Source organism: Pseudomonas sp. MAG733B (genome assembly GCF_036884845.1).
Taxonomy (GTDB): Bacteria; Pseudomonadota; Gammaproteobacteria; order Pseudomonadales; family Pseudomonadaceae; genus Aquipseudomonas.
In genome coordinates, this window is sequence record NZ_CP145732.1 from 2,518,797 (window position 1) to 2,531,529 (window position 12,733).

A 12,733-nucleotide genomic window follows, 5' to 3' on the forward strand; every position below is an offset into this window, starting at 1 on the left:
GTGACCGAAGGCAAGTGGCGCGACAGCCGGTATCTACCAGCCTTTGCGGCCTTTCAGTCAGCCGATTCGTCGAACACATCGTTCAGGGTCGACCTGGAACCGGTGCTCGCCGGTCCGCATCGGGGGAAGCTTAGACCCGAATCAGGGGAACCGAAAGGAAGACTCAAGGAGGGTGCGACAATGGGTCGCAAAGGGGAAGGGAACTGCCGCATTGCGAAGAATGCGGCAGTAGAGCGGTCGAGATTTATTCGTTTTTGCCTTCAGCCTGTAAACGTTCGGTATTCAAACCGTGGGACAGGCTGTACACATACGCGGCCAGCAGTTGCACTTTATCGTTGCCGAGCAGTTCGTTCTGCGCCGGCATATGGCCCTGGCGACCATGACGAATCGTTTGTTCCAGTTGCGTCAGGCTGGTGCCATAGATGAAACCGGCCGGGTGCGTCAGGTTCGGCGCACCCATGGCTTCAGTGCCTTGGCCGTTTGCCCCATGACAGGCTACGCAGGTGGTGCTGAACGCTTGCTGTCCGGCTTGCAGGTCGGCACCGCTGTCGGCAGGCAATGGCAGGCTGGCCAGTTCATGACGTACATAAGCCGCCACGTTTTTCACGCCGGCCTCACCAAGAATTTCACCCCAGGCCGGCATTGCCGCCATGCGACCGCCCATGATCGTGGTCTTGATGGTGTCGGCGCGGCCGCCCCAGCGCCAGTCGCTGTCCGCCAGGTTAGGGAAACCGAACGCACCCTTGGCGTCCGAGCCGTGGCACACCGAGCAGTTGGAGGCAAACAGTCGACCGCCCATCTTCAGCGCTTGCGGGTCTTGAGCGACTTCTTCCACCGGCATCGCGGCGAATTTGGCGAAGATCGGTCCGAACTTGGCGTCAGCCTTGTCCATCTCCTTTTCCCATTCATGCACGCCGGTCCAGCCGTTTTCGTAGCCGGGCAGGATGCCTTTCCAGTTGCCCAGGCCGGGATAAAGGATCAGGTAGCCGACGGCAAACACCAAGGTGCCGGCGAATAGCATGAACCACCATTGCGGCAACGGATTGTCGTACTCCTCGATGCCGTCGAAGCTGTGGCCCATGGTCTGGTCGACGCTGCCCTTGGTTTCGCCCTTGCGGGTGCCGATCAGCAGCCAGGTCAGGCCGATCAGGCTGCCGATGGTCAGTACGCAGATCCAAGTGCTCCAGAAGGTGGTCATGGCCGGGTACTCCTTGTTTCAGATGCTTGGGTAATGTCGGGTTGCGGCTCATCGGCGAACGGCAACAGGCGCGCTTCGGCGAATTCCGTTTTGCGTTTTCCGCTGAACACCCACAACGTCAGGCCGACGAAGGCCACGAACACCACGACCGTGCCGAGGCCGCGGATCATTCCAGTACTTAACTCAAAGACCATGGCTCACCTCTTGCTCTTGATCGCAGTGCCGAGCACTTGCAGATAGGCGACCAGTGCGTCCATTTCGCTCTTGCCCTTGAGCGAAGCGACGGCGCCGGCGATGTCGTCATCGGTGTACGGCACGCCCAGGGTGCGCATGGTCTTGAGCTTGGTTTCGGTGTGGCTGCTGTCGAGTGGGTTGGCCACCAGCCACGGGTAGGCGGGCATCTTCGATTCCGGCACCACGTTGCGCGGGTTGTACAAGTGCGCGCGGTGCCAGTCATCCGAGTAGCGTGCACCGACCCGCGCCAGGTCCGGCCCGGTACGTTTCGAACCCCAGAGAAAGGGGTGATCCCAGACGCTTTCACCGGCGACCGAGTAGTGGCCGTAGCGTTCGGTCTCGGCGCGAAACGGGCGGATCATCTGCGAGTGGCAACCGACGCAGCCTTCGCGGATATAGATGTCGCGACCTTCCAGTTGCAGCGCGGTGTAGGGCTTCATGCCTTCCACCGGTTTATTGGTCACGTCCTGGAAGAACAGCGGGACGATCTGGGTCAGGCCGCCGATGCTCACGGCGAGCACCATCAGCAGCATCAGCAGGCCGACGTTTTTCTCGATTGTTTCGTGTTTCATGGCGGTCTCCTCAGGCCATCTGCGCGGCAGCGACGACATCGGCAGGCTGCGAGGCCCGCACGGTGCGCCAGGTGTTGTAGGCCATCAGGAACATGCCGCTGAGGAAGATCGCGCCGCCCACCAACCGCACGACGAAGCCCGGGTGGCTGGCCACCAGGGTTTCGACGAAGGAGTAAGTCAGCGTGCCGTCCTCGTTCACCGCACGCCACATCAGGCCTTGGGCTATGCCGTTGACCCACATCGAGGCGATGTACAAAACCGTGCCGATGGTGGCGAGCCAGAAGTGCGCGTTGATCAGGCCGATGCTGTGCATCTGCTCGCGCCCGAAGACTTTCGGGATCATGTGATACAGCGCGCCGATGGAAATCATCGCTACCCAGCCGAGCGCGCCGGCGTGTACGTGGCCGATGGTCCAGTCGGTGTAGTGGGAGAGGGCGTTGACGGTCTTGATCGCCATCATCGGGCCTTCGAAGGTCGACATGCCGTAGAACGCCAGCGATACCACGAGGAAGCGCAGGATCGGGTCGCTGCGCAACTTATGCCAGGCGCCCGACAACGTCATCATGCCGTTGATCATCCCGCCCCAGCTCGGCGCCAACAGCACCAGCGACATCACCATGCCCAGCGACTGTGCCCAGTCCGGCAGTGCGGTGTAGTGCAAGTGGTGCGGACCGGCCCAGATGTACAGAGTGATCAGCGCCCAGAAGTGCACGATCGACAGGCGATAGGAATACACCGGGCGTTCGGCCTGCTTCGGCACGAAGTAATACATCATGCCGAGGAACCCGGCGGTGAGGAAAAAGCCCACGGCGTTGTGCCCGTACCACCACTGCACCATGGCGTCGGTGGCGCCGGCGTACACGGAGTAGGACTTGGTGAAGCTCACCGGCAACTCAAGGTTGTTGACGATGTGCAGGATGGCGACGGTGATGATGAACCCGCCGAAGAACCAGTTGCCGACGTAGATGTGCTTGGTCTTGCGCTTCATCACCGTGCCGAAGAACACGATGGCGTAGGCGACCCAGACGATGGTGATCAGGATGTCGATCGGCCATTCCAGCTCGGCGTATTCCTTGGAACTGGTGTAGCCCAGCGGCAGGCTGATGGCCGCCAGCAGAATCACCAGTTGCCAGCCCCAGAAGCAGAACGCGGCGATTTTCGGCGCAAACAATTGCGTCTGGCAGGTGCGTTGTACCGAATAGAACGAACTGGCGAAAAGCGCGCAGCCGCCGAAGGCGAAGATCACCGCATTGGTGTGCAGCGGGCGCAAGCGGCCGAAACTGGTCCACGGCAAATTGAAGTTGAGTTCGGGCCAGACCAACTGGGCCGCGAGAAAAACCCCGAGCCCCATGCCGACGATGCCCCACACCACCGTCATAATGGCGAATTGGCGGACCACCTTGTAGTTGTAGGCGGTACTGATAGAAGTGTTCATGGTTCCCCATCCACGGTTCAGCCGAAGTGAGCGCGCTCGCGCAAGGCAGCGCACCCTTCGGCCGGAGTTATAGGCAGACTAAAAGCGAGGCAAGCATGGACAAAGGGCACAAGGCCGGTATTGACGGGGATCAATGGGCGCAGTGTGTGCGCGATCATGGATGGCTGTGGGATGCGGCTTCAGGCAGTGCTTCGGCGACGCTGATCCTTGCTCACGGCGCCGGCGCGCCAATGGACAGCGGCTGGATGAACGACATGGCCGCACGCCTCGCGGCACAAGGCGTCAACGTGTTGCGCTTCGAGTTTCCGTACATGGCGCAACGCCGTGTCGATGGTGGCAAGCGTCCACCGAATCCGGCGCCGAAACTGTTGGAATGCTGGCGTGAGGTGTATGCCGAGGTGCGACGCCATGTCGCCGGGCGTCTGGCCATTGGCGGCAAGTCCATGGGCGGGCGGATGGCCAGTTTGCTGGCCGATGAATTGGGCGCGGATGCGTTGGTGTGCCTGGGGTATCCGTTTTATGCCGTGGGCAAACCGGAGAAGCCGCGGATGGAGCATTTGGCTTCGTTGAAAACCCGCACGTTGATCGTGCAGGGTGAGCGGGATGCGTTGGGCAATCGGGAGGCGGTCGAGGCTTACACATTGTCGCCGAGCATCGAGGTGTTCTGGCTGGTGGCGGGGGATCATGATTTGAAGCCGTTAAAGGCTTCGGGGTTTAGCCATGAGCAGCATTTGGAGGCTGCAGCAAGAAAAGTGTTTAGCCATGTAAGAACTTAGTTTGAAGGAAATCCGACGTTTATATGGCTCTGTACGGGTGAGCGGTATTTGATATCTCTTATATTAAACAGGTTGTAAGCTTGGATTTTTTGTAGAGAGGTTTATATGCTTGGCACTGTTTCAGTTGGTGGCTGTTCGACCGCTCAGCTTGATGTTGCCGATAATCGAGGAGCTAAAAGTGGCAGGGGGTTCGAAGTTCAGCGACAGCTAGGAGCAACGGCTAACTCTGAGAGTGTTCTTGGGCAAGTGAAAGTGGAGGCGTCAAGGGCTGTATCTAATAGCGACAAATTATTTTTGGCTTCGGCTGTCAAATTAGTTGTAGTTCCAAGTGAGTTATCTTCTAAAGAAAGTGCAGCTACTCCTTATGAGCGGAAAGACCTTATAGCCCGGCGCACAAACGATCCAGGATTATTTTCCGAAGTCAGGGTGCGAAATGAAGAGTTGACAAAGCTTTATGAGTGTTTGGATTCCTTAGAAGGAGTGGAGCGGGCGGGTGTTGAAGACAGAATAAGTAAGTTATTTGGTCAGGCTTTGCAGTTATTTGCGAAGGATGACGGAATTTCAATTGCTAGAAAAAAATTCTGCGAGGCATTGGCTGCTCAAGATGGAAGTTCAGAAGGTGAAGATAAAAAAAAGCAAACAAGTGACGAGTTGTGGAAGCAATCTGTCAGTTTGATTAGGTATGTTCGAGGTGGGGGTTCTGAAAGTACAGCTTCTTTGTATCGTCCTTCTGAACGTTTGGAAAGTAACACGGGGGTGCTGGAGTTGCGACCGCCCGGCGTTGCGCCGAGTCATTTAAAGGGTTTTTTTGCTCAGGATGTGCATTCCAGTATTAGTGTATGGTTGGAGAATTACAATCGCTCTGCTGAGGATTCGGCTTACAATCATATGAGTGAAGAGCAGCGTCGGAATCTTGAGCGAAATATCATCGGCGCCCGAGAAATACAGTTTTTGGTAGATTCGGATTTGGCAGCGTGCTGCATTAGTGTCAAAGATGGTGTCTTCTATGATTCGAAGAATAATTTGGCCAGTACTGAAAGACATTATACGAATGAAGCGGGGCCAGGATGGGCAACTATAGTGCAGTCTACAGAAGGCCGGGTATATATTTTTGAGCATCGGAGAAGTGAGCTTCATCATACAACTATTTCGGGTGGAAAGCCGGTGCGTTATGCTGGTGAAATCAAATTGGTAGAAGGGCGGGTTGTAGGGCTGACCAGTAAAACGGGGCACTATAAAACCGGGCTTGACTTGATTGATAAATTTTCCGCGTATCTTCATGCTGAACATGTGTGGCATCCGATAATCAGAAATTACGAACACTCGAGTATGATTGAGTCAAACTCAATTAATGATTCCATCAGGGCTGGTATTGTTCGATCTGCGATGCCTCGTCTGGAGAGGGCATTCGAAAAGGACGTACTCAGTCAGTTAAGTGGAGTCGTAGAATCTGATAGCGTTCTGCCATTTCATGTGCCTGAAAGACTTTATAAGGAATGGCGGGCATCTGGCGAGTCAGGACTAACCTGGTTAAATGAGTACGCCATGGAAGCTGCGACTGATGCGGATCATGCATTTATACGAAAAGGAGTTATTACGAACTCTGTAAGGTATTTTTTGACTCCCAGTGAGATGCAGCAAGCGGAGGTTTATATAGATGGCAAGGGCAAGCTTCTGTATCGAGAAAATAATCTTCCGGTTGATAGTTCTTTCAAAAATGAAAGAACCTTTAATGATTTCGCTGTGTTGGTCAAGATGGCCGGCAAGTTGTATGTTGTTCCTCGTGCTCCTTTTGTAATCGATAGTCTCTCGGTTACCAAAGGACACTCCGCAGATTTTGCAGGCTCCATTAAAGTAAAAAGTGGCCATGTTGATAATGTTTTAGCCGGTGATCCTTACTATTCTGTAGCCGATGGCGGTGCGGCATTTATCAGGACGCTGTGTTTACAAGCTCCCGAGTCCATCATGATTCCACAGGACCCGAGATCAACTGAGCTGATTATGCCACGGAATGTAGATGTCGAGCCTAAAATGGTCGTTCATGCAAAAAAAGAGACCAGTTTGCCAAAATACTTTCGTAGTCCTACAGACTTAACTGCACTAAAAAATGTGTCTATAAACACTGAAGGTTTGGCGGAATTGCGCGCTTCTGCCAGCGGCCAGTTTTCTCAGCAAGGGCTGGTCGCTATTCAAGTAGATATTGGCAAACCAGAAAATCTTACTATCATTGATTTACGCCAAGAATCCCACTGTTTTGTAGATGGACATGCCGTTACTTGGTATGTGAAAAATGGCTGGAGCAATATAGGTTTGACGGCCGAAGAAGTGATCATTAAAGAGCGCGAGTTTATAGCGGAGTTGGGGGGGCATAGGGGGATTGTATTATACGAGCCAAAGTCGGCCAAAAATGGTTTGCCTCCATCTCTGCAGATAGACGAGTCATCGGTACCACCTCAGTCGGAAGAGGAGTGGTTGCGGACGCAAAATGTATCTTATATACGGCTCCCTGTAGTCGATCATCTTCCTCCTGATCTGCAAACCATGGTTCAGTTTGATGAGCTTATAAAGGCGCAATCTACAGATAGCTGGATGCATATTCATTGTGCTGGGGGGGGAGGGCGTTCAGGCTTTATGATGGCCATGTACGATATGTCTAAAAATGCCGATCGCGTTCCGTTTTTCGATATTGTTAAACGTCAGTGTTTGTTGGGTGGGCATAACCTTAGGTTGGCACCAGTCGCGGACGAGACTCACAAAGAATTCAAGGCGCAGAGAATGGGGTGTTTAGCCACCTATTATGAGTACTGCAAAGAACAACTCATTAAGGGTGGAGAGAGGGAGATGTTTTCGAACTATGTGAAGAAGAGGTGGGGTGAGTAAGTTGGTAATATTGAATTTTATTAGTAACTAGCCCTATTTATACATGACAGAGCTCAAGGCTCTGTCATGTATGGGGCTGTTTTCAGCGGTTAAACCGCTCCACCAACGAATACTGCGTGTTGGCAGTCTTGGTCAGCTCTTCACTCAACAACGCCGAGTTCTGCGCCTGTTCCGAGGTCTGGTCCGCCAGGTGCGAGATGTTGCTGATGTTGCGGCTGATTTCCTCGGCCACGGCACTTTGCTCTTCGGTCGCGGCAGCGATCTGGGTGGTCATGTCGGTGATGTTGGCCACCGCTTCGCTGATGCCCACCAATGCCTGATCCGCTTCCAGTACCCGTGCCACACCTTCTTCAGCCTGACGATGCCCGGCTTCCATGGTCTGCACGGCAGTGCTGGCGGTTTGCTGCAGCTTGGCGATCAGGGCGTGGATCTGCCCGGTGGATTCGCTGGTGCGTTGCGCCAGTTGACGGACTTCGTCGGCGACCACCGCAAAACCACGCCCCATCTCACCGGCGCGGGCCGCTTCGATGGCGGCGTTGAGCGCCAGCAGGTTGGTCTGGTCGGCGATACCTTTGATCACGTCGACCACACCGCCGATTTCGTCACTGTCCTTGGCCAGTTGGGTCACGGTCAGGCCGGTTTCACCCACGACCACCGACAGGCGTTGAATCGCTTCGCGGGTTTCCCCGGCGATGTCACGACCGCGACCGGTCAGGCGATTGGCTTCCTGAGTGGCGTCGGCGGTGCGCTGCACGTGGCTGGCGACTTCCTGAGTGGTGGCGGCCATCTGATTGACGGCGGTCGCCACTTGCTCGGTCTCGACGCGCTGACGTTCCAGGCCAGTGGAGCTGTTGTGCGCCAGGGCATCGGATTGCTTCGCCTGATCGGTCAGGTGTTCGGCCGTGTCTTGCAGACGAGTCAGGCAGGTTTTCAGACGCGCTTCCTGGCTAAGGATCGACATTTCCAGACGCGCCTGGGCGCCACGGCTGTCGGTGTACATCTGCGCGATCAACGGGTCGGACGTGGTCTGCTCGGCCAGGCGCAGCAAGCGCTTGATGCCGCGTTGCTGCCAGCTCAGCCCCATCAGGCCCAGCGGCACCGAAAGACCGGCGGCGAGGGCGAAACCCCACTGCGAGGTCAGGGTGGCACCGATCATGAAACTCAACTGGCTGACCAGAATGAACGGCAGCCAGTCCTGCAGGACCGGCAACCATTTATCGGATGAGGGAATGGCCGACTTGCCCTGGTTGATGCGTTGGTAGAGCGCTTCGGCGCGGTGAATCTGTTCGGCGGTGGGTTTGACCCGCACCGACTCGTAACCGATCACCTGATTGCCTTCGAAGATCGGCGTCACATAGGCGTTCACCCAATAGTGATCACCGCTCTTGCAGCGATTCTTGACGATGCCCATCCATGGCAAGCCTTGTTTCAGTGTGGCCCACATGTGCGCGAACACCGCGGCCGGGACATCGGGGTGACGCACCAGGTTATGCGGCGCACGGATCAGTTCCTCACGAGAAAACCCGCTGATCTCGACGAAGTCGTCGTTGCAGTAGGTAATCATGCCCTTGGCATCGGTGGTGGAAATCAACCGTTGCTGGGCGGGGAAGGTCCGCTCGCGTTGTGTAATTGGCTGGTTGTTACGCATGGCTTTTTAATCCGCAAGGCTTTCAAGTGCTGTATCGGCCACCATCGGGATTTGTTGAGAATATTTTTCGATAATCAGTGGCACGTCGCAAAACGACCCTTGCGTCAGCGCGCCAGCATCGGATAGGTGAACAGGCCAAAGTGCAGCACGTTCAAGCCGAAATGCGTGGCAACGGCTGCGGCCAGTCCACCAAAACGGTAGGCCAGTCCGTATCCGATCCCGGCCAGGCTCGCCAGTAAAACCCATTGCCAGCCAGCCCCTGCGTGCACCAGGCCGAACAATAGCGAGGCGAGCAGCAGGGCAAGGTTTTCACCGTACGCCAGGTGCTTGAAGCATCGGCTCAGACCGCCCTGGATATAGCCGCGAAACAGCGCTTCTTCGACCAGCGTCACCAGCAGCAGATTGTTCAGCAGCCACAGCCAGGCGTGATCCGGCCATTTCGGCGCCCAGCCGATGACACCCAACAATAGCGCACCACCCAAGGCCAACACAGCGCTCAGGGCCAGCGCCATAGGCACGGCATATAGGAACAGTCGCAGCGAACGCCGACCGACAATCCACGGACAGGCCAGCAACAGCCAGAAGCCGATCAAGGGTTTGTCCAGATTCAGGTGCATGGCGAACCGCACGGCATCGTCGGTGAAGCGCTGAGGTGGAATGACTCGACCGTTGTAGAACCCCGGCAGCCAGTGCATCGCCAAGGCCAGGGCAAGGAAAATGAACAGCGCGTGGCCGAGGTAGCGACCGAACTGAAGTTGTTGTTGGCGGACGGCGTAACCGGCGATCAGCAACAAGCCGACGGATATCCCGGCGAGCCAGCCGAGTCGGCCATAGGTCAGGGCCACGCCGTAGCCGAGGGAGAGCAGGGCCAGAAGCGTCCATGGCAGGGCGAGCATTGAAAATCCTTGTGTCTGAAATTATGTGGGCCTGCAGCAGCCCCCTGTGGGAGCGAGCCTGCTCGCGATAGCGGAGTGTCATTCACCATCATTTGTGAATGTTACACCGCCATCGCGAGCAGGCTCGCTCCCACAGGGTTTTTCGTGAGCACAAAAAAACACCGCCCGAAGGCGGTGTCTTTGTCATTGCACAACTACGACGCAATCAACTGCCGCAACACGTAATGCAAAATCCCTCCCGACTTGAAATATTCCACCTCATTGAGCGTATCGATCCGGCACAGCACCTCGATCCTTTCACTGGTGCCGTTTTCACGATTGATGACCAGCGTCAGATTCATCCGCGGCGTCAGCTCAACGCCGGTCAGGCCGAGAATGTCCAGGGTTTCGGTGCCTCTGAGGTTCAGGCTCTTGCGATTCTGATCGAGCTTGAACTGCAGCGGCAGCACACCCATTCCCACCAGGTTGGAACGGTGAATCCGTTCGAAACTTTCGGCGATGACCGCTTTGACCCCCAGCAGATTGGTGCCCTTGGCCGCCCAGTCGCGGCTCGATCCGGTGCCGTATTCTTGCCCGGCGATCACCACCAGCGGCGTCCCTGCGGCTTGATACCGCATGGCCGCGTCGTAGATCGCCAGCTTCTCTCCGGTCGGGATGTAGAGGGTGTTGCCGCCTTCTTCGCCGCCGAGCATTTCATTGCGAATGCGGATGTTGGCGAAGGTGCCGCGCATCATCACTTCGTGGTTACCACGGCGCGAGCCGTAGGAGTTGAAATCGCGCGGCTCCACGCCTTTCTCGCGCAGGTAGCGGCCCGCCGGGCTGTCAGCCTTGATGTTGCCGGCCGGGGAGATGTGGTCGGTAGTTACCGAATCGCCCAGCAGCGCAAGCACGCGCGCGCCACTGACGTCCTTGACCACCGGCGGTGGTCCGCCAATGTCATCGAAGAACGGCGGATGCTGGATATAGGTTGAATCGTCCTGCCAGACGTAGGTCGCCGCTTGCGGCACTTCGATGGCTTGCCATTGTTCGTCACCGGCAAACACTTCGGCGTACTCCTTGTGGAACATGGCGGTGTTGACCTGCTCCACGGCCTCGGCGATTTCCTGGGTGCTCGGCCAGATGTCCCGCAGATAAACCAGATTGCCGTTCTGGTCCTCGCCCAAGGGCTCACGGCTGAGGTCGATGCGCACCGTGCCGGCCAATGCGTAAGCAACCACCAGCGGCGGCGACGCCAGCCAGTTGGTTTTCACCAGCGGATGAACCCGACCTTCGAAGTTGCGATTACCCGACAACACCGAGGCCACGGTCAGGTCGGCTTTCTGGATGGCTTTTTCGATCGGTTCCGGCAACGGACCGGAGTTGCCGATGCAGGTGGTGCAGCCATAACCGACCAAGGCAAACCCGAGCGCATCGAGGTATTGCGTCAGGCCGGCAGCCTTGTAGTAATCGGTGACCACTTTCGAGCCGGGGGCCAGCGAGCTTTTCACCCAGGGTTTGCGGCGCAGGCCTTTTTCCACGGCTTTCTTCGCCACCAGGCCGGCAGCCATCATCACACTCGGGTTGGAGGTGTTGGTGCAGGAGGTAATCGCCGCGATCACCACCGCGCCGTTTTTCAGGCGAACCGTTTGCCCTTCAAAGTCGTAGTCCACTTCACCGGCCAGATCGGCGTTGCCCACCGCCACACCGCCGCCGCCCTCGCTTTCCAGGCGACCTTCTTCCTTGCTGGTGGGCTTCATTTGCAGGCCGAGGAAGTCGCTGAAGGCTTGTGCGACATTCGGCAGTGAAACCCTGTCTTGCGGGCGTTTCGGTCCGGCGAGGCTGGCTTCGACGCTGGCCATGTCCAGCGCCAGGCTGTCGGTGAATGCCGGTTCCTTGCCCGGCAAGCGCCACAGGCCTTGCGCCTTGCTGTAGGCCTCGACCAGTTTCACGGTTTCAATCGGGCGGCCGGACAGACGCAAGTATTCCAGCGTCACGTCGTCCACCGGGAAAAAGCCGCAGGTGGCGCCGTACTCCGGAGCCATGTTGGCAATGGTCGCGCGGTCGGCCAGCGGCAAGTCGGCGAGGCCATCGCCGTAGAACTCGACGAATTTGCCGACCACGCCTTTCTTGCGCAGCATTTGGGTCACGGTCAGCACCAGGTCGGTGGCGGTGATGCCTTCCTTGAGCTTGCCGGTAAGTTTGAAGCCGATCACTTCCGGAATCAGCATCGACACCGGTTGCCCGAGCATCGCCGCTTCCGCTTCGATCCCGCCGACGCCCCAGCCAAGCACGCCGAGGCCGTTGATCATGGTGGTGTGGGAATCAGTGCCGACCAACGTGTCCGGGAAGGCGTAAGTGCGGCCATCCTCGTCTTTGGTCCACACCGTGCGGCCCAGGTATTCCAGATTCACCTGGTGGCAGATCCCGGTGCCCGGCGGCACTACGCTGAAGTTGTCGAATGCACTTTGGCCCCAGCGCAGGAACGCATAACGTTCGCCGTTGCGTTGCATTTCGATGTCGACGTTCTGTTTGAAGGCGCTGCTGGTGGCGAACTTGTCGACCATCACTGAGTGGTCGATCACCAGATCGACGGGGGAGAGCGGGTTGATCCGCTGCGGATTGCCACCGGCCTTGGCCATCGCCGCACGCATGGCGGCCAGATCGACCACGGCGGGCACGCCGGTGAAGTCTTGCATCAATACCCGTGCCGGGCGGTACTGGATTTCGCGGTCGGAGCGGCGCTCCTTGAGCCAGGCGGCAATCGCCTTGAGGTCGGCGCCGGTCACGGTTTTTTCGTCTTCCCAGCGCAGCAGGTTTTCCAGCAGCACTTTCAACGACATCGGCAACTTGTCCAGATCGCCCAGGCTCTTGGCGGCATCGGGCAGGCTGAAATAGTGGTAGGTCTTGTCGTCGACTTGCAGGGTTTTCAGAGTCTTCAGGCTATCGAGGGACGGCATTGCGATCACTCCTTGAAGTCCGCACGGCTACGGACTGAGGGGACGGGCAGAGCATTAAACCTAGCCCTGTTTTAAGTAGCTGGCTAATAACTGGACTCTATCGACAAGTCCGAGGTTCCGAAGTCGGCTATCATGCGCCGGTTTTCGTGACAGGCTTT

General features: G+C 57.1%; 9 protein-coding genes. 2 read left to right on the forward strand and 7 right to left on the reverse strand.

Features of this window, described 5'->3' with window-relative positions; all coding sequences use genetic code 11:
- Nucleotides 1-244 precede the first annotated feature (244 nt).
- Genes ccoP through ccoN form a run of 4 tightly spaced genes read right to left on the reverse strand, consistent with a single transcriptional unit; the run spans nt 245 to nt 3,439 of the window.
- The gene (gene ccoP, locus V6Z53_RS11495; RefSeq protein ID WP_338585614.1) at nt 245-1,198 is read right to left on the reverse strand and encodes a cytochrome-c oxidase, cbb3-type subunit III; all 954 of its coding nucleotides are present in this window, start codon (nt 1,196-1,198) and stop codon (nt 245-247) included.
- Nucleotides 1,195-1,392, reverse strand: coding sequence for a CcoQ/FixQ family Cbb3-type cytochrome c oxidase assembly chaperone (locus V6Z53_RS11500; protein WP_338585615.1), 198 nt, complete (start codon nt 1,390-1,392; stop codon nt 1,195-1,197). The genes ccoP and V6Z53_RS11500 overlap by 4 nt, the downstream gene beginning before the upstream one ends.
- A gap of 3 nt (nt 1,393-1,395) precedes the next feature.
- The gene (gene ccoO, locus V6Z53_RS11505; RefSeq protein WP_338585616.1) at nt 1,396-2,004 is read right to left on the reverse strand and encodes a cytochrome-c oxidase, cbb3-type subunit II; all 609 of its coding nucleotides are present in this window, start codon (nt 2,002-2,004) and stop codon (nt 1,396-1,398) included.
- Nucleotides 2,005-2,014: 10 nt separating this feature from the next.
- Entirely contained in the window at nt 2,015-3,439 is a 1,425-nt protein-coding gene (ccoN, locus tag V6Z53_RS11510; protein ID WP_338585618.1) for a cytochrome-c oxidase, cbb3-type subunit I, read from the reverse strand.
- Between the two features lie 95 nt (nt 3,440-3,534).
- Between ccoN and V6Z53_RS11515 the strand changes: the two genes are divergently transcribed.
- Both V6Z53_RS11515 and V6Z53_RS11520 read left to right on the forward strand, forming a co-directional pair.
- Entirely contained in the window at nt 3,535-4,215 is a 681-nt protein-coding gene (locus V6Z53_RS11515; RefSeq protein ID WP_338585619.1) for an alpha/beta family hydrolase, read from the forward strand.
- A 105-nt stretch (nt 4,216-4,320) separates the two neighbouring features.
- Nucleotides 4,321-7,095: a hypothetical protein gene (locus V6Z53_RS11520; protein WP_338585620.1), complete on the forward strand. Its 2,775-nt coding sequence runs from the start codon at nt 4,321-4,323 to the stop codon at nt 7,093-7,095.
- 82 nt (nt 7,096-7,177) lie between these two features.
- Here V6Z53_RS11520 and V6Z53_RS11525 read toward each other — a convergent pair whose 3' ends face one another.
- From V6Z53_RS11525 to acnA, 3 genes are all read right to left on the reverse strand, one after another.
- Entirely contained in the window at nt 7,178-8,743 is a 1,566-nt protein-coding gene (locus tag V6Z53_RS11525; RefSeq protein ID WP_338585621.1) for a PAS domain-containing methyl-accepting chemotaxis protein, read from the reverse strand.
- A gap of 104 nt (nt 8,744-8,847) precedes the next feature.
- Entirely contained in the window at nt 8,848-9,639 is a 792-nt protein-coding gene (locus V6Z53_RS11530; RefSeq protein ID WP_338585622.1) for a CPBP family intramembrane glutamic endopeptidase, read from the reverse strand.
- A gap of 194 nt (nt 9,640-9,833) precedes the next feature.
- Nucleotides 9,834-12,575 carry an aconitate hydratase AcnA gene (gene acnA / locus V6Z53_RS11535; RefSeq protein WP_338585623.1) on the reverse strand — a complete coding sequence of 914 codons (2,742 nt, stop codon included), beginning with the start codon at nt 12,573-12,575 and terminating at the stop codon, nt 9,834-9,836.
- Between the last annotated feature and the right edge of the window lie 158 nt (nt 12,576-12,733).

Coding starts and splice junctions, on each gene's coding strand:
- ccoP (WP_338585614.1), bottom strand. CDS start 1,198: ATGACCACCTTCTGGAGCACTTGGATCTGCGTACTGACCATCGGCAGC.
- V6Z53_RS11500 (WP_338585615.1), bottom strand. CDS start 1,392: ATGGTCTTTGAGTTAAGTACTGGAATGATCCGCGGCCTCGGCACGGTC.
- ccoO (WP_338585616.1), bottom strand. CDS start 2,004: ATGAAACACGAAACAATCGAGAAAAACGTCGGCCTGCTGATGCTGCTG.
- ccoN (WP_338585618.1), bottom strand. CDS start 3,439: ATGAACACTTCTATCAGTACCGCCTACAACTACAAGGTGGTCCGCCAA.
- V6Z53_RS11515 (WP_338585619.1), top strand. CDS start 3,535: ATGGACAAAGGGCACAAGGCCGGTATTGACGGGGATCAATGGGCGCAG.
- V6Z53_RS11520 (WP_338585620.1), top strand. CDS start 4,321: ATGCTTGGCACTGTTTCAGTTGGTGGCTGTTCGACCGCTCAGCTTGAT.
- V6Z53_RS11525 (WP_338585621.1), bottom strand. CDS start 8,743: ATGCGTAACAACCAGCCAATTACACAACGCGAGCGGACCTTCCCCGCC.
- V6Z53_RS11530 (WP_338585622.1), bottom strand. CDS start 9,639: ATGCTCGCCCTGCCATGGACGCTTCTGGCCCTGCTCTCCCTCGGCTAC.
- acnA (WP_338585623.1), bottom strand. CDS start 12,575: ATGCCGTCCCTCGATAGCCTGAAGACTCTGAAAACCCTGCAAGTCGAC.